This window comes from Bradyrhizobium sp. NBAIM18 (genome assembly GCF_020193825.1).
GTDB classification, from domain to species: Bacteria; Pseudomonadota; Alphaproteobacteria; order Rhizobiales; family Xanthobacteraceae; genus Bradyrhizobium; species Bradyrhizobium yuanmingense.
This window is the reverse complement of the sequence record NZ_JADYVO010000003.1, coordinates 84,510-105,542: the sequence shown is the minus strand read 5'-3', so window position 1 is coordinate 105,542 and position 21,033 is coordinate 84,510. Positions and strand designations below refer to the sequence as shown.

The following is a 21,033-nucleotide window of genomic DNA, read 5'->3' as shown; positions in this document are numbered from 1 at the left end:
GCCACCATTGCCGTCGAAGGCCGGGCACGAAACAGACGATCCAGTCGGCGGGGTCGACTGTCACCAGGACCCATTATCGTCGATGCTGTTCGCCAGGTCCGCCGGGACGTCGCCGACGACCTTCAGTCTTGAAGGGCTCTCGCTCGGGCCAGACCATCTTGACCGGCCAATATCATTGGCTGCGCTCATCGCTTCATGCTCCTCGTGCTCCCACATCCATGAATGAAGCTTTCGATACTGGCTCTGACGCGGTCGGCGGCTGGGGCTTCGAGGCTCATTGCCGGAGTCAGCATCAGCGCCTGGTAGAGCGGTTCTCTCAGTAGTCCCAGCAATTGCTCGGCGTATAGCTGAGCGTCCGATATCGACAGGATCCCCCGCTCATTTGCTGCGGACAGAAACTCCCGTAGCTTGAGTGTGACAATCGCTTGTCCCGCCTCGTGCACCCGCTTCTTCAGCGCAGGATTGCGTGCACCCTCGGTCATCATCATCCGAACGAGTCCGACCAGGGTGGTCGAGTATTCCTTCCAGGCGACGCGTCCGAACGCGATGAGTGTTTCGCGTGCATCATCTACGGTGCCGGGGCGCGCTCTCCTCACCAATGGCTGCGATATGAGGGAGGCTTTGTGTTCGGCGATCGCGACAATGAGATCGTCGACGCTCTCGAATGCCGATAGAATGTCTTCCGTCGAGTATCCGCTTCGATCCAAGATATTGTCGAGGTCAGCGGGCGCGCCGCTCGGATTGGCGAGAGCCTCGCTGACCGCCAGCACGATCTCGGCGCGAGGGTCTGGCCTCGACACGGCATTGGCTTGGCGGGAGGGTTTCGACGTGGGGTATGTCATGTACGGCTCCTCGGTTCGGGCTAACTGCGCCGCGCGCTTCTTCGCGTGCAGGGCAAACGCGATCTTGATGGTGACCAGAACCGGCGCAGCGATGACGAAAAGAAGAGCGATGGCAGCGAACGCGGTGTCGAAAGCGATGACCGTGGATTGACCGGTGAGGGCTCGACCCAACAGACCCATCGCAGTCCGGCCGGCGGCCACGCTGTCCATTCCTCGTGCTGCGAGCATGGCACTCGTCGTTCCCAGCCGCTCGCTGACCGCGGGAAGGCCTGCGGTAACACTGGCGCTGAGCACCGTGGCATTGGTGGTGACATTGTGGTCGATCATGGTCTGGAGCCCGGCTACCCCCATGAGGCCACCGAGCTGGCGCCCGGCGTTGAAAAGACCGATGCCGGACGCTCGATTGCGGTTGTTGAGGTCGCTGAAAGCGATAAGGGTGATCGACAGGAAGAGGAAGCCAAGTCCAAAGCCGCGTAGCTGGATGGCGGTCATCATGTCGTCGGCGCCACTTTCGCTGGTCGAGCCGGACAGCATCCACATCGCGGCCATGATCATCAGGATTCCGAACGGCACGGTGACGATCGGCGGGGCGCCGCGGACCTGCATGAGGAAGGCGGCCACGAGGAGGGCGCCAACAAAAAACGCGCCGCTCGGCAACAGGAGCTGGCCGGCATCGGTAGGCGTGAACGCGAGAACGGACACGGCAAACGATGGGATCAGATACGCGCTGCCGAACAGGGCGGCACCAGCGACGAAACTCACGATGAAGGCGAAGGAAAAATCGCTCGACCGGAACAGGGTGAAATCGAACAGGCCTTGGCTTTTGGCCATCGCCTGTTGGCCGAGAAACGCCAGCGAAGCAGCTGCGCCGATCACGGTCAGCCACGCGATGCGAGGCTCCTCGAACCAGCGCCATCGGCTGCCTTGGTTGAGAACATAGGTGAAGCAGAAGAATGTGACTGAGATCAGAAAGAAGCCGACCCAGTCGAACGGAAGGCGCGCAGCCGCAACGGGCCTGGGGCCGTCTGCGATCAGCAGAAGTCCGATAGCGGCGAGGGCTACCGGAACAACGCCGAAGAAGATCCATGCCCACGACTGGCTGTCGATCAACCATCCCTGGAGCGCCGGAGCGATGGTCGCAGGAGCGACCACGGACCCCATCGCAAACAAAGCCTGAAGGATCGGCTGGTAGGATCGCGGATAGGCGAGAAAAATGATCGACTGTCCCGCGACAAGCAAGGTGCCGCCGGAGAAGCCCTGAATGATGCGGAGTGCGACCAGCAGATCTAACCGATACGTGATGGCGGCGATGCCGCAGGCCGTGCCCATGACCAGCGTCGAACCGATGATCAGGCGGCGCGGACTGGTGCGTGTCATGAGCCAGGAGGCGGCCATGAACCCGACTAGCTTCGTTGCGGTGTATCCGATGTCCAGCCAGGCGAACTCGTCGGGAGTCGCATGGGTGTCGCCAATGATGTCGTTGCGCGCCCGAGCGACAGGACGGTGCTTGCGATTGCCTCCGTCAGAGTGGCGAGCACGATGCCCGCGACAAGAATGATTCCTGCCGCGCGCCTGTCGTAGCCTGGCGTGGCGTCGGCGATCGCGGTCATGTGCCGCTTCCTCGATCTATTTCGACACGCGCCGACAGGCCAGGCACGACGCGGCCGGGCAATGGATTTCTGTCGAAGCGGATTTTCACAGGCACGCGTTGAACGACACGAATGAAGTTCCCCGTCGCATTGTCAGTGGGGAGCAGGGTGAACGCAGAACCGCTGCCGGGCGCAAAGCTGTCCACCACACCTTCAATCGTCTGGTTCGGATAGCTGTCCACCTTGATGCGGGCGCGCTGACCGGGCCGGATATGTTCGATCTGGCTTTCCTTGAAGTTCGCCACCACCCACACGTCCTTCACCGGAACGATGTCGAGCAAGGTGGTGCCCGGCGCGACAAGCCGGCCGACGCGAACCTGGCGGTTGCCGACGACGCCGTCGACCGGCGCATGCACCACGGTGTGGTCGAGATCGATCTGGGCGAGATCGCGTGCGGCGTGCGCTTGCGCCACTGCAGCAAGTGCAGCTTCGCGCTGGCTGGCAAGGACGGCGATGCGTGCCCGCTGGGCCTCCACCGTTGCCCCCGCCGCCGATACGCCCGCCTCGGTTCTCGACAACGCCGCATCGCTTTCATCGACCTGCGCCTGGCTGACCGCGTTGGTGCGGATCAGTTCGCGGCGGCGATCGGAGGCCTTCCGCGCCAGATTCATCTCGGCCACGCTCGCAAGTCTTTGAGCTTCGGCCTGCCGTATCAGGGCGTGCTGGAGTTGGATCTCCGCATCGACATTGGTGAGGCGGGCTTGGGCGGCTTCGACATTGGCCTCGGCTTGCGCCAGGCGTGCGCGGTAGTCGCGATCGTCGATCCGGAACAGGACGTCGCCCGCACGAACGGTCTGGTTATCCTGAACCTCCACGGCCGTGACGTAGCCTGCAGCCTTCGGCGCGAGCGACGTCATTTCGCCGCGAATATAGGCGTTATCGGTGAATGTCTCGTTCGAATGGGCATATGCCCAGCCACCAGCCACAAGTACGACAGCGCCGAGGCACAGCACCAAGCCGACCGCCTTCTTGTTAACATGCACCACGATACCCTCCTGCAACGGTTGTTGTCGCTGACAACTCTGCCAATTCACTCGCTTTCCGGCCGCCATCGACGGAGATCGCGGTTCACCGCAATTCGTCGCCAAACCTAGTTGCGCACCGTTATGGCCTTCTTGTATGTCGCGGGGTCATCGAGGATCTTGACCAAATACTCGGCCACGTCCGCGCGGGTGGCTGTTGAGGTGATGTTCCAGCGCAGATCGGTCCCGGCCTTCAGGTTTCCGCGAGCACGCTTGAATGTCAGCGTCGCCGGTCGAACGATCGTCCAATCGCAGTCACTCTCCCGGACAGCTGCCTCCTGCGCCTCCTTGTCTGCCATCACCTCCTTGAGTGCGAGCTTGACCATGAAGCCTGCGCCAAAACTCCCGGTGCGGTAGCTCTCACCGACACTCACCGAGCTCTCAACGATGAGTCGGCCCTGGCCTGGAGGCATGGCGGCCAGAATGTTCTTGGCTCCCACCGAGCAAACCGGGACACCGGGCTGGCGTCGACCTCAGATCCTCCTTCGCCTGGGGTACCATCCCCAACGTGCAGATCACCGCATCCGCACCTTGGACCGCAGATGCCACCGAGGCTGCATCCATTGCATCGCCCTCGACGATCCTGAGATTCGGATGCGTCAAGGGCATGCGCTTCGGGTCACGGACAAAGGCAGTGACGACGTGACCCGCGGACAAGGCGGACTCAACGACGAGCCGTCCTGTCGACCCCGTTGAACCAAAGACAACGACGTTCATCACACTCTCCCATCGCGCGGCTTCGAGGCGCGATCGCCGTACGGAGTGGTTTGGTCCGTGTAGCCAGCAGCATCTTTGCGCGGACACTCAGGTTGCGCCCGGGTCATCAACGGGAGCGCGCACTCGCCGTGGTGGGTGGCTTCCTTGATATGCATGTGCACGCAGAAGGCGCAGCTGTTGACCTGCGAGGCGCGCACGGTCTCGTGTTTCATCGAGGTCGAGCTCCAAAAGGATTTTGAGTGAGCGGGCCGCGCTCCGGTGCCGGTAACGCGGCCCTTATCGAATGAGGTGCTTACGATGCGCCTCTCGTTCGGACCGTGCGGTCAGTAGTCCCAGAAGACCGGGACCCAACGAAAGGCGTCGCCGTCGACTGCCACATGTCCGACGGACGGGAACGGCAGGTGAGTGGCCACCAGCAGTCCACCGGTCTCAGCCAGTTCCCGCAACAGACTGATACGAACGCGGGCCGACTCCTCGGGATCGTGTTCGAAGCCGTTGTACCAGTCGGGGTGCTCGAACCCGACCGCGAACACGAGGTCGCCGGCGAACGTCAGCCGGTCGCCGCCGGACGCCACGCGGACCACGCTGTGCCCGGGGGTGTGGCCGCCGGTGCGAGTGACGATCACTCCCGGTGCCACCTCGTACTCCTCCTCGAACGGCCGTAGCTGGCTGCGGTACTCTTTCACGAACCGCTTGGCGGTCGATCGAAGCGCGTCCGGGAAACCCGGCGGCATTGCGACGTGGGAGAAATCGGGCGCCTCCCAGAACTTGACCTCGGCGGCCGCCACGTGAATCCGCAGGTCCGGACGTAGCCGTTCCTTGACCCCTTCGACGAGCAGCCCACCAATGTGGTCCATGTGCATGTGGGTCAGCACCACGTCGGTCACGGACGCAAGATCGATGCCGGCGGCCGCCAGTCGCTTGATCAATTGCCCGGCGCGCGGCAAGTGCAAGTCCGGGTCGAGCCCAAGCCCAGCATCGACGAGTATGGTCCGGTCGCCGCTACGCACCACGACCACATTCAGCGCCCAATCGTAAGCGTCGGCCGGCAGGAACATGTCTTTCAGCCAGGTCGCCCGGACGGCCGGGTCGATGTTGTGTGCCAACATCGCGGTTGGGAGCGGTAGCACGCCGTCGCTGACGACCAGCACGTCAATGTCGCCGACCTGAACCGCGTAGCGCGACGGAACCAGTTCGTTGGGCCCCGGTCCGCCGGGGTGTGAGGTGTTGGCGAAGCTCGTGTCGACGTCCATGTTCGATCTCCTGTTTCATGTTCAAGGCTACTGGCTGGTCTCGGTTGAGCTGGCCGCGCAGCCAGCGAGAAGCGCGGCCCATTTCGCGTGAAGCATCTAGAAGAAGCCACTCACGTCAGTCACACGCTCCGGATCGGCAGCGGCCAGCGCGGCGGCACGCTCGGGCTGCGGCGGATAGATCCAGACGGTGTTGATCTCCTGCTTGGTCTTCTTGGCGACCTCGCCGACCATCGCCACTTTGCGTTCCCAACCAACGGTGAACAGCGCACCGGCTTCGCCGAGGTCGAGGCAGGTGACATAGCCCTTCTGGTGATAGGGCTTGGTCGGAACGCCCAGCAGTTCGGCGGCGGCGTTGTTGCCGGCAAAAGCGCCCATTCGCGTGGCGTGCTGACACGACATCAGCGCGTAATTGCCGATATCGTCGCTTGCGGCCCTGGCGGCATCGCCGGTAGCGAAGACACCTGGCACTGATGGCACGCGCAAATCCCGGTCGACCAGTAGGCGGCCGAAATTGTCGCGCTCGGCCGGGATCTGCTGGGTCAACGGTGCCGCGCGAATACCTGCCGCCCAGATCACGGTCTCGGCCTCGATGTGCTCGCCGTCGGAAAGCGTGACGCCGGATTCGTCCAGCGATGTAATGCCGGCGCCAAGCCGGGTCTCCACGCCGAGCTTGCGCAGGGCCTCTTCGATGACAGGACGGGGGCCTTCGCCCATATCAGGCGCGATCGCCTTGTTGCGGTCGACGATGATGACGCGCGTCTTGGCGTCCTTGCCGAGGATTCCGCGCAGTCGCGAGGGCATCTCGGTGGCCGCCTCGATGCCGGTGAAACCGCCGCCGGCAACGACAACCGTGTCACGCCCGTTCGCCGCCGGCCGTTTCGCCAGGCCGTGCAAATGCTTGTCGAGGGCGATTGCATCATCGAGCGAGTCGACGCTAAATCCGTGCTCGCTGAGGCCCGGAATGTTCGGACGGAATAGCCGGCTGCCGGTCGCCACCACCAGCCGGTCGTAGGAAAGGGTCTTCTTCGCACCCTTGGTGGCGACGATGCCCACCGTGCGGGATTTGGCGTCGATGGTTTCGGCGCTGCCTTGCACGTAAGTAACATCGACGGCCTTGAGCACATCCAGCAGCGGCGCCGTCAGGGTCTCGGGCTTCGGTTCGTACAGCCGCGGCCGGACCACCAGCGTTGGCTCTGGCGCGACCAGCGCGATCTCGAGCTCCTCGGGCGAAACGCCCTGGATATCGCGCAGGCGGGCTGCGGAAAGTGCGGCGTACATGCCAGCGAAGCCGGCTCCTATGATAACAAGTCGCATGTGACCTACTCCTTTGGTTTGATTTTCTCGGTAGTGCACCGCCGCTTCTCTTGGGCGGCAAGCATCCTCCGATCGACGTCGACGCGAACAGGCGGACCGAGGACCGGCGGGCCTATGGTAGGCAGTTCGGTGCCGAAGACATCGGCATGGGGTTTTCACAAGCCGCGCGGCAGCCTCCGAAAGGGGATGCCCAGGCACGGTTAAGGGTCACGGGCAAAGCTGGGCTCGGGCCCCAGTTCTGGTAGGGGAGCTGGGCGCCTACTTTGGACATGATGGAAATCACGGGACTGGTCCGTTGCACGGCCTGCGCTGGAATTTCCACCTCTTCCCCCGCTGCTGAAGTGAAGCGAACTCCCAACGAAAGTCCGTACACGAGTGCGGTCACGAAGCCTTTTCGGCGTGAAGTGATTGCAAGCCGGTCGACCAAGTTCTTCCTGAGCATGTTGTCTCCGTCTGCTGGGGCGTGGGGCACCCTCATGATCTAGCGGACCGAAGATGCGACTGCGCCAGAGCGATTGCTGTACCTGCAGAGCGATTGCTGCTAACGCATGCGGCGTTGCGCTAGGGCTTTCGCCCAGCCAATCGCTGAACGCCACGGCGAGGGCGTACGAGACCGCGTAGCCGAGCTCCGCCGCCAGCGACAAAAAACCATGCGTCGGCGACTTGCAGCATGTTCATGGTGATCGAGCGGTACTGTGGCGCAGCCGAACGGGCGGCGAGATCCCGGTGCTTTCCTTGAAGGCTCGGAAGAAGTGGAAGCTCGACAGGCCCGCCTCGCGAGTGAGACATCGGTATCGATGTCGGCGCAAGTGTTCGCCGGTGCGGCGGCATTGCCATCGGCGACAACGCGTCAATGACAGGCTGGATCGCGGTCCAAGAGATCGCAGGGGATGCCGTGCCGGACAACGCGCTCGACTGTTGCCTGCGGATTACAGCATCACGTTTCAAGAACCCGGGAATACCCATCGCGAGGTCGAGACCGGTCGATGAGTGTCATCGTGCGAGAACGCGCCGCTCCAAACACCGCCGATTTCCCACTCACCGCTAGAACCGCAGTGATGCCGTGGGGGAAAGCCATGGACGTGGTCGGCCATAAGTGCGACTGCGTCGTGGACAGTTCCCGCTGTGGGGAAAAGCTTGTTACGGTAGACCGAATGCCGTCAACGCTTGTGACGTCTCCAGTCGCTTGGCGTTTCGCCGGTCAGTTTCTTGAATGCCGCGGCGAAGGCGGTCTGGGAGGAGTAGCCGAGGGCCGCCGCGATCGAGACGACGGATTCATCGCTATCGCGCAGCATGCTCATGGCCTGCTCGAGCCGGTACTGGCGCAGCCAGGCATGAGGCGAAAGCCCGGTGCTTTCCTTGAAGGCACGGCAGAAATGAAAGCGCGATAGACCGGCATCCGAAGCCAGCGCCGCGAGCGAGACGTCCGAATCGCTGTCCGAGCGCAAGCGGTCGGTGGCACGGAGCAGGACCTTCGGCGAAAGCCCGCCCATTGTTGGCTGGATCGTCGTTGGCGAGCCGGTGTGCGCAGCCAGAAGACGCGTGGCCAGAAGGTCTATTAATTGGTGCCTGAACAGCGTATCCAGCGCCTCATTGCTCTCCAGGACATCCGTCGCGCTCAAGATCAATCGGGACGTAATGGGGTCGTGATGCGCCGTTCGCTCCACGAGGTCGATCGGTGTGGCGGTGTTGGCTTCGTCAGCAACGCGCTTGAGCACTGCGTGAGGAAGATAGAGCTGAACGACATCAACAGGTTTCGGAATATCCCATCGTGAGCTTGATCCTTCCGGAATGATTATCAATACACCGGGCCGAAACGTTCCGATCGCAACCGATCTGCCTGTCCGACGCTCCATGCGCTGCATCGAGCCGTTGTAAGCCATAATGACGTGATGGCTCATAGGCTCGACGACGTCGTGCAATGGCTCATGTTTCCAGTGAGCGATCGCGCTCCCAGAGGGGTCCAAAGCCATGCTGAGTGGTTTGGTGTGAAGCACGCGTGCCATCTCAACATCGGCAGGACGGCGGTCGGCAACCTGCAAATAACGCTGCTGCGCGCCGGAAGCGTCTGACTGGTTTTGTTGGTGCGAATGATCGCGCAAGATTGGCTGGCTCATGAACTGTCCTAGCTTCGAGGAGCATCGTTGAGCGTTCGGCGCGCGTTCTAAGCGGGTAGAGTCCCAGCGTCTTTCTCAAAACTCCCATGCTTTGCCTGATCCTGCTGTAAGCTGATGCTAAGTGCCCGCGCCGCGATTAAAGTCGCAATCAGCGCGGCGGACGGTGGCGGTTAGCTGCTGTCGAAATAGGCAATCGACGCCGGGAGCCGTCGTAAGCGGCAGCGAATGGACAAAATCGCTGACGTTCTCGAGCAGACATCGAGCTTTGTGTCACGAAACTGCCACGACGAAACTGGACGACCGTGCGCTAGCGTCAGATAATGGGTTCACGAAATCACGTGCGGGCGCTTGTCAGTCCAACTTCGCTGAGAGAGTTATCCTATGACCCAGGCGAGCGCCTTCGGCCGGAAGCTCGGGCGGTTTTTGCACCTGAAGGATGCGCCGCCCTCGCTGATAACGAGGTCACTGCGCGGGGTGGAGCTCGCGGTCACCGAAACCCGGGATGACAATCCAGTGCCGGGTCTTTCCGGTTCCTTTACCGCGGAGGATGCTTTCGTCGTCAGCCTGAAACTTCACGATTATCCCGACTGCGAACTCTGGGAAAATGGCAAGTGCGTGATGAAAGCGGATGTTCCCGCGGGAGCGACCTATCTGTACGATCTCAAGCGCGATCCGCGCTACGTGATCGACAAGCCGTTCCACTCCCTGTTTTTCTATTTGCCGCGCTCGGCGCTCGACGGCCTCACTGAGCACGCCCGCATGCCGCGCGTCGGTCAGCTTGCCTGTGAACTCGGCGTAGGCCATGACGACACGGTCGTCCGTCATATCGGCGCGTCATTGCAACAAGCGCTGCGTCGGCCAGACGAGACGAACCAGCTTTTCATCGATCACATGATGCTCGCGCTCACCGCACACGTCGCCCAGGCCTACGGCGGGCTACGTCCCTGCACTGAACCGAATCGCGGCGGTCTTGCGCCGTGGCAGGTCAAGCGCGTCTGCGAAAGGCTGGAATCTGATCTCGGCGGAAAGCTTTCGTTGCAGGAAATCGCGGCCGAGTTCGATCTTTCGATCAGCCACTTTTCGCGCGCGTTTCGCATCTCCACCGGCCTGCCGCCGCACCAGTGGCTGCTGCGCCAGCGTGTGAAGGCGGCCAAGCAACTGATGACGGTTCGCGACCTGTCGCTGTCGGAAATTGCAATATCGGCCGGGTTCGCCAATCAAAGCCACTTCACGAGGGTGTTTTCGTCTGTGGTCGGCGTCAGCCCGGGAACGTGGCGCCGCGAGGCGCAGGGTGCACCGGAAAGCGAGAAGTGATCGGGCCCCGGCAGAAGCCTTTTCGCTCAGCGACGCGTTGCCTGCGAGATAGCGTAAGCGGCGCGACGCACCGCAAACATCTCGTCCAACGGATGACCGATTCCTTCGGCCAGAGTTGCCGGATTGAACACGGGTTCGTCGCAGGCATCATTTTCTTCGACACCAGTGATCACGATCGTTCCCAGCCGTACCGCTTCGCGTCCGTCCTCATCGGGCCATCGGACGGTCACGTCCATGACCGGGTCGCCCGGACGGTCCAGCAGCGCCATCACACTGAACCTCATATCGCGAGCCGCGATCCGGGATTCGAGGTCGTGCTCGGTGGGTTTTGCGTTGGCTGCGGCCCTGCGCCTCGCCGCCTGTTCGCCGACTGGCGTGACCTTGAACTTGATGAACCTTGTCTCGCCTCTTGAACTGGTCGCGGGAAACGCGTGCACGCCCCAATAGGTTGTTGAGGCAAAGCTTGCGGCAGGCGGATGCGCGGCGATGTAGCTCGCCTGATGCAGCGTCTCGGGATTGGCAACTGAAAATGTCTCGACCACTTCCAGATCCGGCTTGCCGTCGGGTCCTGGAGTACGTGCTCGAAGGAAAGCCAGCATCTGGTCGGGGGTCCTCGCGAAATGAACCGGGGCACTCTGGGTTAAAATATCCGAGCGCTCGCCATCGCTGCCAAGCCGGAAGCTGAATCCGCGCAATAACAGGTAGTTGGTGTCTGGGCCTTCCGCCACCGAGAAGCGCGCCAGGAGGCGCGAAGGCTTGGTGAAGCTACAGGATTTCGTGACCTCCCGCGCCTGGTCCGATGGGGTATAGGTGCCGCGAACGCATCGGCCATTGGCAAAGCTTGCACGTGACTTTGGCGGAAGGCCGCCAACCGTCTTCATGGCGGCGACTATGGATGCGGAGCCGGCAAGGCCGCGGGGGAACTTGGGCAGGACGGGACCTCGTGATCTAGAGTTGGTAAAGTTCTTGGGCAGGACAACTTTGGGCGTCTTTCCCGAATCCTTCCCGCCTTGTCCGTTTCTGCGACAAAGCTTGCCGACGGCAGCATCCCCGATGCGTACCGTTCGCAGGACCTCAGTTCGCTTCTGGTCCGGAGCTGACGCGAACGCTGCAGCTGGCGAAGCCCGCCTTGAGGGGAGCAGACGAGCAGCCGCTTACGTTCTGACGCTTAGCAATCGCGGAGCTCTCTCTGGACAGAGAACCTCCAAAAGACGATCGGCCACTCTCACCTAGGGCGTCAGCTCGACCACTGCGTTGGGGCTGCCCAGTCCGGTGCTGCACCACCGCCAATACACCTTCAGAAGCGAACTTCGGCCGAGGCTGATGCTTGGCCCGCCATTTCGGGCCAGGACCACGCATGTAGTGCAGCTCGGGCCGGTAGCTATCGCGTAGGTCCAAAAATAGGTTCTGAAGAATGCTGGCGATGTCGGACACGGTCACAGCCGTCTTCGAGCAAAAAACAGACTTTGCGGACCAGCGCGCAGAAGCCGGTGCGATCACACGAGGACTGACAATGTTTTTCCAGATCATCGTTTTTCTCCGTCCGCTTGGATGTCGGCCGATGATTTAGCGGATCGGGTCTGCTGCTGCGCCAGAGCGATTGCCGTACCTACAGAGCGATTGCTGCTAATGCATGCGCCCGGCCACTCGGTCGGGCCTCCGCAGGTTCCGCGAGAGCTCAGCCAAGTGCCTTCTCCCGCCGATGGCACGAACCCGACATCCCACCCGGATCAGCCAGGCCGACGAGCGCTTCGGACGTAAGCCGGAGCGGCTTGTTGGAGATACCACTTACGGGGCGGCTCCGATGCTGAACCGGGCGAGGAGAGAGGCATAGCGCCCCATAGGTCAGAACCCGACGCGCTAGATTGCGAAGATCAGCCGCGTGGATACACGATAATAGACAGATACGTCATCGGCAGCTTGACGAGCCTCTCCGGACCATGCAACGCGCCGGAATCAAACAGGATGGAATCGCCGGGCCGCAGACGGTAACTGCTATCGCCGTGCCGATAGTCGACCTCGCCGGTGAGCATGTAGATGAATTCCATGCCGGCGTGCTGGAATGCCGTGAAGGGCTCGGCGTCCTCCTTCAACGTGATCATGTACGGCTCGACGACGACGTCGCCGCCGATGACATGTCCGAGCAATTGGTAGACATGACCCACCTTGGTTCCGCGCCGCTCGATCACGACGCCCTGCTTGGCGCGCACGAATGAACAATCGCGTCGCTCTTCGGAGGCTGCAAACAACAGGCTGAGCGGGACGTTGAGCGCCTTGGCGATCGACTGAAGCGTCGCCAGTGACGGAGAAATCTGCCCGTTCTCGATCTTCGACAGCATGCCGGCCGAGATCGACGATGCGGCTGATAAGTCGAGCACCGACAGATCGCCATCCCGGCGCAACTTTCGGATCTGGGCACCCAGGGCGCGTTCGAGGTTGCGGGGATCCTGCGGTGCATTGGAGCCGGTGCGGTATTCAGGCGCCTCGCGTGAGACTGTTTTCGAGCTTTTGGCCCTCGCCATCAGATAGGTCCTTTAGATGTGACCCGAGCATGTCCCAGGGCCGATCGACCAGTATACCAGGATTGGACGGCACGCAGCTTCGATGCATTGCCGATAGGCGATCAGCTCCGTGCGAGGCGGAACTCTGCCAGGCTGTCATCCAGCCAGCGATGGAAACTGTCGACAAGGCTGCGGAAGACCGCAATCTCGAAAACCGGTGTACCATCTTCCAGATCATCAAGCCGCCAGATGATGGCGCCGAGGTGCGAAACGGCCGTCACGGCGACGGCGCCCGGCGCGAAGGCACGGTTGTGCAGATCGATCGGAAAACCCTTGGCGAGAGCCTGGCCGACCCGCGGCCCGCTGACGCGATGGATGACATAGCCGTCGGTCTGATCGGTCAGCGATGCGGCATCGCCGACAGCCTGCTTCAACGAGACGGAAAATCCATTGCCGCCATCATCCTGCGTCGCGAGCCAGGTCGTAGGCCCGATTCCGAGAAAGGCGACATTGCCAGATGCGCTGCGGCGCGGACCGGGAACGAGATCGATTCCATAGGCGGCCTTGACGCGCTGTTTCAATTGCTCGTCCGCGCCGCGCCGAACCATGATGGTCGCGCAGCCGAGATCATTGCGTATCGATACGATGACGCCCGGGTTGGAGGACACCGCAAAGCGATGATTGAGACGATCAGCCACGCAGCCGCGCTCCTTCCGGATCATAGAAGACGGGAGAACATATCTCGGCCTCGAAATCGGCACCTCGCAGAGGGTCGACGACCCGCAAGATCTGTCCCACGCGTTCTCGGCCGCGTGTCAGCAGAGCCAGCGCAATCCAATGGCCGAGCATCGGCGAGAATGCCGACGACGTGACGTATCCCTGATCGTTCTCGAGCTTGACGGCCGCACCGGGCGAGAGCAGGTGAGCGCCGTTGCGCAGGCGTTGCCGGCGATCGATCGGCTTTAACCCGATCACGGCCGGACGGTCCGGATCGACGAGTCCGGGCCGACGCGAAAGCACTTTGCCGATAAAGTCCTTCTTGCCCACCATCCGGCCGAGCCCGAGATCGTGCGCGGTGGTGGTGCCGTTGAGCTCGTTGCCGGCGACGTGTCCCTTCTCGATACGCATCACGCCAAGCGCTTCGGTGCCGTAGGGAGTGAGGCCGTACCCGGCGCCGGCCTCCATGATGGCTCGGATCGTCTCGTCGGCAAAGCGCGCCGGGACCGCGAGCTCGTAGCCGAGCTCGCCCGAAAAGGAGACGCGGAACAGCCGCGCCGGCCGCTGTCTCCAGCGGAACTCCGCGCAGGCGAGATACGGAAATGCGGCGTCGGATATGTCGATCGCGCCGCCGAGCAGGCGATCCAGAAGCTCGCGCCCACGCGGTCCGGCAATGGCGAATTGGGCCCACTGCTCGGTGACGGAGATGGCCTGGACGTCGAGCTCAGGCCAGAGCACTTGTCGGGCGTGATCGAGATGCTGCATCACCTTCGCTGCGTTCGCCGTCGTCGTCGACATCACGTAGTGATCGGGCGCAAAGCGGGCGCAGGTTCCGTCATCCATCGCGATGCCGTCCTCGCGCAGCATCAATCCATAGCGCACCTTGCCGACGGGCAGGGTGGAGAAGGTGTTGATGTAGATGCGATCGAGGAAGATACCGGCATCCGCGCCCTGGACGTCAATCTTACCCAAGGTCGAGACGTCGCAGACGCCGACGGCGCTGCGCACGGTCTTGACCTCGCGAATCACGGTTGAAAGCCAGTCCGCTTCGCCTGCTCGTGCAAACCACTGCGCGCGCCGCCACGGGCCCGCGTCGACGAAGGTCGCGCCGAGCTGTTCGGCCCAGCGGTGGCTCGGCGCCAGCCGGACCGGGCGGAAATCCTGGCCGCGATGACGGCCGGCGAAGGCGCCGATCGCGACTGGTGTGACGGGGGGGCGCGCGATGGTGGTGCCGACCTGCTGCATCGGACGATCCGTGAGCGCCGCCATCATGGCGTGACCGATCACGGCTGCCATCTTGCCTTGGTCGGTGGCCATGCCGAGCGTGGTGTAGCGCTTCAGATGCTCGACCGACGTAAAGCCCTCGCGGGCGGCAAGCGCGATGTCGGCCTGCGTCACGTCGTTCTGGTAGTCGACGAAAGCCTTCGATCGGGATGCTGAGACTTGCCACAGCGGCTCGCCGGCGATGCTCTCGTCGTCGACGACGAATTCGGGCGGGACCCCTGCATTGAATCCGGCAGCATCCGCACTGGCCGCCCCGGCAGCCGCGCCTTGTTTCAGCGCCTCCGCCAGCGTCAGTGCGCCGCTCGCGGCGCCGATGACGACGAGATCCGGCGGCAGATCGCCGGGCAGGAAGGCCGAGCGTTCCTCGGACCAGCGCGGACGACCGCCGAGATGGGTCGAGAGCGCGAGGTTCGGATTCCAGCCGCCGCTGACCGCAAGCAGGTCGGACTCCATCGCGATGTCGTCGCCCTTATTGGTCCGCACGCGAATTTGGCTGAGGCCATGTGCGCCGCGCGTGTCAACGACGTGCGCGCCCTTCAACAGCCTGGCGCCGATCGTCTGGCCGGAGGCGACCAGCGATGGGGAGATCTCGGATCGTGCATCGATAATGGCTTGGACCTTGACTCCGGCACGCGCGAGGTCGAGCGCCGTGCGCCAGCCATCGTCGCAACTCGTGAACAGGGTCGCCGCCTTGCCCGGCGCCACGCCGTAGCGATTGAGATAGGTGCGCACCGCGGAGGCCAGCATGATTCCGGGGCGGTCATTGCCGCCGAACACGATCGGCCGTTCGATGGCGCCGGCCCCAAGAATGGATCGCTGCGCCACGATCTTCCATAGGCGCTGACGCGGCTGATGTGCGGGGGGAACGGGCAGGTGATCGGAAACGCGTTCGAGCGCGCCGAAAGTGCGCCCGTCATAGGCGCCGAAGATTGTGGTCCGCAGCATCATTGTGACGTTCGGGAGTGCGTCCAACTCTTTGGCGGTGTATTTGGCCCATTCGGCGCCTGAGAGGCCGTCGATGGTGTGGACGTCGTTGTTCAGTCGGCCGCCGGGGATGAAATCATCATCCGCGATGATGACCCGGGCGCCCGCGCGTCCCGCTGCCAGCGCGGCGGCGAGGCCGCCGGGGCCGCCGCCGATGACCAGCACATCGCAGAAGGCGTGCGCCTTCTCGTACTCGTCGGGATCGGGCTGCAGGCTGGCTTTGCCGAGGCCAGCGGCCCGTCGGATCAGAGGCTCATAGACCCGTTCCCAGAACGAAGCGGGCCACATGAAGGTCTTGTAGTAGAAGCCGGCGACAAAAAGGGGCGACAACAGCGAGTTGACGGCACCGATATCATAACGCAGCGACGGCCAGCGGTTCTGGCTCCGCGCCTCGAGCCCGTCAAACAGCTCGATCGTGGTGGCGCGCGTGTTTGGCTCGCGACGTGCGCCGCTCCGCAGTTCGACCAGCGCATTCGGCTCCTCGGCGCCGGCGGTCATGATGCCGCGCGGACGATGATATTTGAACGAGCGGCCGACGATCCTGACGCCGGAGGCGAGAAGAGCGGATGCCAGCGTATCGCCCTGAAAGCCCTGATAGCACTTGCCGTCAAAGTGGAAGCGCAAGGCTTTGCTGCGGTCGATCAGACCGCCTTCGATTCTGTTGGGTTGCGGGGCGCTTTTGTCGCTCATGAACGGACCCGGTCGCGGGCAAAGGTCGCCTTGGTGATGTCATGGGTCCTGGTATTGCGCTCGACTTCCAGCCAGCTTCGGCAGCCCGATGCGTGATACCAGAGTTCGCGATGCAGCCCGGACGGATTCTCCCGCAGATAGAGCGCCTCGAAGAATTGACGGTCGGCGTCGGGGGCGTCGGCAGCCGGCCGCGGGACGCCGGCATCGCCAAGATAGGCGAATTCGCTGACGTCGCGATCGCCGCAGAACGGGCAGGGAATGCGCATGCGATCGCCCTTCAGTGCAGATTGGGTTGGGCGCCCTGGCCCTTTTCATCGAGCAGATGGCCGCTGGCGAAACGATCAAGCCGGAAGGCGCGTGCCACCGGATGCGGTTCGTCGCGGGCAATCAGGTGGGCGAAGCACCAGCCGGATGCCGGCGTGGCCTTGAATCCGCCATAGCACCAGCCGGCATTCAGATAGAGGCCGTGAAGCGCGGTGTGGTCGATGATGGGCGAACCGTCCATGGACATGTCCATGATGCCGCCCCACGAGCGCAACATCCGCAACCGTCCAATCATGGGCATCAATGCCATTCCGCTTTCGCAGACATCCTCTACGGTCGGCAGATTGCCGCGTTGCGCATAGGAATTGTAGCCATCGATGTCGCCGCCGAACACGAGGCCACCCTTGTCGGACTGGCTGATATAGAAGTGGCCTGCGCCAAAGGTGACGACACCCGGAATCAACGGCTTGATGGCCTCGCTGACGAAGGCCTGCAAGACGTGGCTTTCGATCGGCATGCGCAGACCGGCCATGGCCGTCAGCCGCGAGGTATTCCCGGCAACAGCCAGCGCCACCCTTGGTGCGCGGATCGTCCCACGCGTTGTTTCCACGCCGACGATGCGATCGCCCTCGCGGATCATGCCGGTAACTTCGCAATTCTGGATGATGTCGACGCCGCGGTCGCTGGCCGCGCGCGCATAGCCCCATACGACGGCGTCGTGACGGGCCGTTCCGCCGCGTCGCTGCAGCAGGCCGCCCTCGATCGGAAATCGGGCATTGTCGAAATCGAGGAACGGCAGCATGCGCCGGACGGCGGTCCGGTCGAGCAGTTCGGCGTCGACGCCATGCAGTCGCATCGCGTTGCCGCGGCGGGCTGCGGCGTCGCGTTGCGCATCGGAGTGGAACAGGTTCAGCACGCCGCGCTGGCTCACCATCGCGTTGTAGTTCAGATCTTTCTCCAGGCCCTCCCAGAGCTGCATCGAGAATTCGTAGAAGGGATTGTTGCCGGGCAGCAGGTAGTTCGAGCGGATGATCGTGGTGTTGCGGCCAGCATTGCCGGAGCCGATCCAGCCCTTTTCCAGCACGGCGATGTTGGCGATGCCGAAATGTCTCGCGAGATAGTAAGCCGTCGCAAGGCCGTGCCCGCCGCCGCCGACGACGATGACGTCGTAGGACGGTTTCGGGCTGGCGTCGCGCCAAGCCGCCGTCCAGCCGCGATGGCCGAGCAGGGCTTGATGAGCGAGACGGAAGATCGAGTAGTGCATGGAGAGGATCGCATTGGAGTTGGAAGTCGAGCCCGGACCACACTATTCGATATTTCCTGACAAGAAAACATTGTTCTCGATAGTTGACAGCCGTCCACACGGGACGATATGCATGGTTCGCCCGATGGAGAGCAGGCATGTGCGGTATTGTCGGTCTATTCCTCAAGAACCCCGGGTTGCATCCTGAGCTCGGGTTTCACCTTGCGGCCATGCTCGGCGTGATGAGCGATCGCGGTCCCGACAGCGCTGGGTTCGCGGTCTACGGCAGCTCGCAAGCGGATCACGTCAAGCTTACGCTGCGTGCAGCATCGGCCGTCGAGATTCGTGAGGCGGTGGCGGCTCTCGGCAAGGCGGGCGCGGGCGATCTGGACTCAGTCTTTCACGACACCCACGCCGTGGTCTCAGTGCCGTTGGCGCGTGAACAAGAGGTGCGGTTGCTGATCGCGCGCGACAGTCGCGTGACGCTGGTCGGCGTGGGCGCCAGGATGGAGCTGTTCAAGGAGGTCGGGCTTCCGGAGCAAGTCGCCAAGCGGTTCGAACTGTCGGGAATGAGCGGCACGCACGGCATCGGCCACACCCGGATGGCAACCGAATCCGCCGTCACGACGCGTGGTGCGCACCCGTTTTCGACCGGAAAGGACCAGTGTCTGGTTCATAACGGCTCGCTTTCCAACCATTGCGGCGTACGGCGTTTTCTCAGCCGGGAAGGGCTGACGTTCGAAACGGACAACGACAGCGAGGTTGCCGCGGGTTTCCTCACCTGGCGCATGCAGCAGGGTGCGTCGCTGGAGCAGGCGTTAACGGACAGTCTCGCCGATCTCGACGGGTTCTTCACATTCGTGGTCGGAACCGAGAGTGGTTTCGCGGTGCTCCGCGACCCCATCAGTTGCAAGCCGGCGGTCATGGCGGAGACCGACGACTATGTCGCGTTCGGATCGGAATATCGCGCGCTCGCCGTGCTTCCCAATGCCGGAAAAGCGCGGGTGTTCGAGCCGGAGCCGGCCAGGGTCTATGCGTGGGAATTGCGTTGATGCGCTCCGTCGATCTCGAAGAAAGCAGCGTCCGTGAACTCAATGGCGAGCTGCATCGGCTCACGCCAGAGACCAACGAGACGCGATGGGTGATCGAGCATCCGCAAGGCAAGCATGCCATCGCCTGCGGTCTCGATGCCCCCGTGACCGTCGAGGTGAAGGGGCATGTCGGCTATTACTGCGCGGGCATGAACAAGCATGCCACAATCGTCATCCATGGAAATGCCGGCGTCGGGGTTGCCGAGAACATGGTTTCCGGCGAGGTCCGGGTGAAGGGCGACGCCAGCCAGGCAGCGGGGGCGACCGGCGTTGGCGGGCTGTTGGTTATCGAGGGCAATGCGTCGGCACGTTGCGGCATTTCGATGAAGGGCATCGATATCGTCGTGAAAGGCTCGATCGGTCCGATGAGTGCGTTCATGGCGCAGGCCGGCACTCTCGTCGTGTTCGGCGATGCCGGCGAGGCGCTCGGCGATTCCATCTACGAGGCGCGGCTTTTCGTGCGCGGATCGGTGGCAAGCCTCGGTGCAGACTGCATCGAGAAGCCGCTGTCGGACGAGGACAAGGTCATTCTTCGCGAGGTGCTGGAGAGGGCAGGGCTGTCGGCCGGTTCGGACGGCGGCCCAGACGGTTTCCGGCTCTATGGATCGGCCCGCAAGCTCTATCATTTCCACGTCGACAACGTCGATGCGTACTGAGGCAGGACGGCTTCCCGATGAACGCACAAAGTCCGAAAGCCGCCACTCCTCCGCGATTCTCCGCGACCTTCGATCCGCAGGCCATCGCCGAGATCCATCGTGCGGCGGCGACCGGTATCTACGACATCCGGGGCGGCGGCGCCAAGCGCAAGCTGCCGCATTTTGATGACCTGCTGTTTCTCGGCGCGTCGATCTCCAGATATCCGCTGGAGGGTTATCGCGAGCGCTGCGGCACCAATGTTGTGCTCGGCAGCCGCTTTGCCAGCAAGCCGATCGAGTTGAAGATTCCGATCACGATCGCCGGCATGAGCTTTGGTGCGCTGTCGGCGCCGGCAAAAGAAGCCTTGGGGCGCGGCGCATCCGCTGTCGGTACCTCGACCACGACCGGTGACGGGGGCATGACTGACGAGGAACGCGGGCACTCGTCGATCCTGGTCTATCAATATCTGCCTTCGCGTTACGGCATGAACCCGGACGATCTCCGGCGCGCGGATGCGATTGAGATCGTGATCGGGCAGGGTGCCAAGCCCGGTGGTGGCGGCATGCTGCTGGGCCAGAAGATCTCGCCGCGCATCGCCAGGATGCGGACGTTGCCGGAAGGCATCGATCAGCGCTCGGCCTGCCGGCATCCGGATTGGACCGGGCCAGATGATCTCGAAATCAAGATCGAGGAATTGCGCGAGATCACCGACTGGGAAAAGCCCATCTACGTCAAGGTCGGGGCCAGCAGGCCCTATTACGATACGGCGCTCGCGGTGAAGTCCGGTGCCGACGTCGTTGTTCTTGATGGCATGCAAGGCGGCACGGCTGCGACGCAGGATGTGTTCATCGAGCATGTCGGGTTGCCGATCCTCGCTGCGATCCGGCCGGCGGCACAGGCTTTGCAGGATCTCGGCATGCATCGGAAGGTCCAACTGATCGTATCGGGCGGCATCCGCAACGGCGCGGATGTGGCCAAGGCGCTCGCGTTGGGAGCGGATGCGGTCTCGATCGGGACGGCCGCGCTGATCGCGATCGGCGACAACGATCCCGGCCTCGAAGACGAATATCGGAAATTGGGTAGCACTGCAGGGGCCTATGACGACTGGCAGGACGGACGCGATCCCGCCGGGATCACGACGCAGGATCCGGAGCTTGCCGCACGGCTCGACCCGGTCAAGGCCGGCCGGCGCCTTGCAAACTATCTCTCGGTGCTGACACTCGAGACCCAAACCATCGCTCGTGCATGTGGCAAGAGCCACGTCCATAATCTTGAGCCCGAGGACCTCGTAGCGCTGACGATCGAAGCCGCGGCGATGGCGCGCGTCCCCTTGGCCGGAACTTCGTGGATACCGGGTCATCACGATCCGAAGACGGATTTGACGTGAACCTGCTC

The 21,033-nt window shown here is 63.0% G+C and carries 18 protein-coding genes and 1 pseudogene; 5 read left to right on the top strand and 14 right to left on the bottom strand.

The window, feature by feature from the left end; genetic code table 11:
- Positions 1-185: 185 nt before the first annotated feature.
- The 8 genes and pseudogenes from I6F17_RS37700 to I6F17_RS07965 form a co-directional block, all read right to left on the bottom strand.
- Positions 186-842 (bottom strand): TetR/AcrR family transcriptional regulator C-terminal domain-containing protein, encoded by a 657-nt coding sequence (locus I6F17_RS37700; RefSeq protein WP_225130254.1) that lies wholly within the window; start codon positions 840-842, stop codon positions 186-188.
- A 30-nt stretch (positions 843-872) separates the two neighbouring features.
- Positions 873-2,452: pseudogene (locus I6F17_RS07995) on the bottom strand (DHA2 family efflux MFS transporter permease subunit); the annotation flags it as partial.
- A complete protein-coding gene (locus I6F17_RS07990) occupies positions 2,449-3,477 on the bottom strand; it encodes an HlyD family secretion protein (protein ID WP_225130248.1) in 1,029 nt (342 codons plus the stop codon). The gene I6F17_RS07990 and the pseudogene I6F17_RS07995, both read right to left, overlap by 4 nt.
- A 104-nt stretch (positions 3,478-3,581) precedes the next feature.
- Entirely contained in the window at positions 3,582-3,953 is a 372-nt protein-coding gene (locus tag I6F17_RS37695) for an NAD(P)-binding oxidoreductase (protein ID WP_346657039.1), read from the bottom strand.
- A gap of 276 nt (positions 3,954-4,229) precedes the next feature.
- A complete protein-coding gene (locus tag I6F17_RS07980; protein WP_225130247.1) occupies positions 4,230-4,442 on the bottom strand; it encodes a carboxymuconolactone decarboxylase family protein in 213 nt (70 codons plus the stop codon).
- 111 nt (positions 4,443-4,553) lie between these two features.
- The gene (locus I6F17_RS07975; RefSeq protein WP_225130246.1) at positions 4,554-5,483 is read right to left on the bottom strand and encodes an MBL fold metallo-hydrolase; all 930 of its coding nucleotides are present in this window, start codon (positions 5,481-5,483) and stop codon (positions 4,554-4,556) included.
- 96 nt (positions 5,484-5,579) lie between these two features.
- Positions 5,580-6,797, bottom strand: a complete 1,218-nt coding sequence (locus tag I6F17_RS07970; RefSeq protein ID WP_225130245.1) for an NAD(P)/FAD-dependent oxidoreductase — start codon at positions 6,795-6,797, stop codon at positions 5,580-5,582.
- A 1,160-nt stretch (positions 6,798-7,957) separates the two neighbouring features.
- Positions 7,958-8,803 carry an AraC family transcriptional regulator gene (locus I6F17_RS07965; protein ID WP_225114641.1) on the bottom strand — a complete coding sequence of 282 codons (846 nt, stop codon included), beginning with the start codon at positions 8,801-8,803 and terminating at the stop codon, positions 7,958-7,960.
- A 492-nt stretch (positions 8,804-9,295) separates the two neighbouring features.
- On the opposite strand from I6F17_RS07965, the gene I6F17_RS07960 reads away from it, so the two are divergent.
- Positions 9,296-10,228 (top strand): AraC family transcriptional regulator, encoded by a 933-nt coding sequence (locus I6F17_RS07960; RefSeq protein WP_225130244.1) that lies wholly within the window; start codon positions 9,296-9,298, stop codon positions 10,226-10,228.
- Positions 10,229-10,254: 26 nt separating this feature from the next.
- On the opposite strand, the gene I6F17_RS07955 is transcribed toward I6F17_RS07960, so the two are convergent.
- On the bottom strand, positions 10,255-11,109 hold the full coding sequence (locus tag I6F17_RS07955) for a catalase (RefSeq protein ID WP_225130243.1): 855 nt from the start codon (positions 11,107-11,109) through the stop codon (positions 10,255-10,257).
- Between the two features lie 533 nt (positions 11,110-11,642).
- Between I6F17_RS07955 and I6F17_RS07950 the strand changes: the two genes are divergently transcribed.
- A complete protein-coding gene (locus I6F17_RS07950; protein WP_225130242.1) occupies positions 11,643-11,798 on the top strand; it encodes a hypothetical protein in 156 nt (51 codons plus the stop codon).
- Positions 11,799-12,102: 304 nt separating this feature from the next.
- Here the strand turns inward: I6F17_RS07950 and I6F17_RS07945 are convergent, their stop codons facing one another.
- From I6F17_RS07945 to I6F17_RS07925, 5 genes are all read right to left on the bottom strand, one after another.
- Complete coding sequence (locus tag I6F17_RS07945) at positions 12,103-12,750, bottom strand: XRE family transcriptional regulator (protein ID WP_131870224.1); 648 nt, start codon at positions 12,748-12,750, stop codon at positions 12,103-12,105.
- Between the two features lie 101 nt (positions 12,751-12,851).
- On the bottom strand, positions 12,852-13,427 hold the full coding sequence (locus I6F17_RS07940) for a sarcosine oxidase subunit gamma family protein (protein ID WP_225130241.1): 576 nt from the start codon (positions 13,425-13,427) through the stop codon (positions 12,852-12,854).
- The gene (locus I6F17_RS07935) at positions 13,420-16,404 is read right to left on the bottom strand and encodes a sarcosine oxidase subunit alpha family protein (protein WP_225130239.1); all 2,985 of its coding nucleotides are present in this window, start codon (positions 16,402-16,404) and stop codon (positions 13,420-13,422) included. The genes I6F17_RS07940 and I6F17_RS07935 overlap by 8 nt, the downstream gene beginning before the upstream one ends.
- Positions 16,401-16,670, bottom strand: a complete 270-nt coding sequence (locus tag I6F17_RS07930) for a sarcosine oxidase subunit delta (RefSeq protein ID WP_225130237.1) — start codon at positions 16,668-16,670, stop codon at positions 16,401-16,403. The genes I6F17_RS07935 and I6F17_RS07930 overlap by 4 nt, the downstream gene beginning before the upstream one ends.
- 11 nt (positions 16,671-16,681) lie before the next feature.
- Positions 16,682-17,932: a sarcosine oxidase subunit beta family protein gene (locus I6F17_RS07925; protein WP_225130235.1), complete on the bottom strand. Its 1,251-nt coding sequence runs from the start codon at positions 17,930-17,932 to the stop codon at positions 16,682-16,684.
- 137 nt (positions 17,933-18,069) lie between these two features.
- On the opposite strand from I6F17_RS07925, the gene I6F17_RS07920 reads away from it, so the two are divergent.
- From I6F17_RS07920 to I6F17_RS07910, 3 genes are read left to right on the top strand one after another with little or no spacing between them, the layout of a single operon-like run.
- Positions 18,070-18,963 carry a glutamine amidotransferase family protein gene (locus I6F17_RS07920; protein ID WP_225130233.1) on the top strand — a complete coding sequence of 298 codons (894 nt, stop codon included), beginning with the start codon at positions 18,070-18,072 and terminating at the stop codon, positions 18,961-18,963.
- Positions 18,963-19,658: a protein glxC gene (locus I6F17_RS07915; RefSeq protein WP_225130231.1), complete on the top strand. Its 696-nt coding sequence runs from the start codon at positions 18,963-18,965 to the stop codon at positions 19,656-19,658. The genes I6F17_RS07920 and I6F17_RS07915 overlap by 1 nt, the downstream gene beginning before the upstream one ends.
- 17 nt (positions 19,659-19,675) lie before the next feature.
- A complete protein-coding gene (locus tag I6F17_RS07910) occupies positions 19,676-21,025 on the top strand; it encodes an FMN-binding glutamate synthase family protein (RefSeq protein WP_225130229.1) in 1,350 nt (449 codons plus the stop codon).
- Positions 21,026-21,033: the final 8 nt, after the last annotated feature.

Bases quoted from the DNA above. Each gene is read 5' to 3' on its own strand.
- I6F17_RS37700 (WP_225130254.1), bottom strand. From the start codon at position 842: ATGACATACCCCACGTCGAAACCCTCCCGCCAAGCCAATGCCGTGTCG.
- I6F17_RS07980 (WP_225130247.1), bottom strand. From the start codon at position 4,442: ATGAAACACGAGACCGTGCGCGCCTCGCAGGTCAACAGCTGCGCCTTC.
- I6F17_RS07975 (WP_225130246.1), bottom strand. From the start codon at position 5,483: ATGGACGTCGACACGAGCTTCGCCAACACCTCACACCCCGGCGGACCG.
- I6F17_RS07970 (WP_225130245.1), bottom strand. From the start codon at position 6,797: ATGCGACTTGTTATCATAGGAGCCGGCTTCGCTGGCATGTACGCCGCA.
- I6F17_RS07965 (WP_225114641.1), bottom strand. From the start codon at position 8,803: ATGGCACGCGTGCTTCACACCAAACCACTCAGCATGGCTTTGGACCCC.
- I6F17_RS07960 (WP_225130244.1), top strand. From the start codon at position 9,296: ATGACCCAGGCGAGCGCCTTCGGCCGGAAGCTCGGGCGGTTTTTGCAC.
- I6F17_RS07955 (WP_225130243.1), bottom strand. From the start codon at position 11,109: ATGAAGACGGTTGGCGGCCTTCCGCCAAAGTCACGTGCAAGCTTTGCC.
- I6F17_RS07950 (WP_225130242.1), top strand. From the start codon at position 11,643: ATGCTGGCGATGTCGGACACGGTCACAGCCGTCTTCGAGCAAAAAACA.
- I6F17_RS07945 (WP_131870224.1), bottom strand. From the start codon at position 12,750: ATGGCGAGGGCCAAAAGCTCGAAAACAGTCTCACGCGAGGCGCCTGAA.
- I6F17_RS07935 (WP_225130239.1), bottom strand. From the start codon at position 16,404: ATGAGCGACAAAAGCGCCCCGCAACCCAACAGAATCGAAGGCGGTCTG.
- I6F17_RS07930 (WP_225130237.1), bottom strand. From the start codon at position 16,670: ATGCGCATTCCCTGCCCGTTCTGCGGCGATCGCGACGTCAGCGAATTC.
- I6F17_RS07925 (WP_225130235.1), bottom strand. From the start codon at position 17,932: ATGCACTACTCGATCTTCCGTCTCGCTCATCAAGCCCTGCTCGGCCAT.
- I6F17_RS07920 (WP_225130233.1), top strand. From the start codon at position 18,070: ATGTGCGGTATTGTCGGTCTATTCCTCAAGAACCCCGGGTTGCATCCT.
- I6F17_RS07915 (WP_225130231.1), top strand. From the start codon at position 18,963: ATGCGCTCCGTCGATCTCGAAGAAAGCAGCGTCCGTGAACTCAATGGC.
- I6F17_RS07910 (WP_225130229.1), top strand. From the start codon at position 19,676: ATGAACGCACAAAGTCCGAAAGCCGCCACTCCTCCGCGATTCTCCGCG.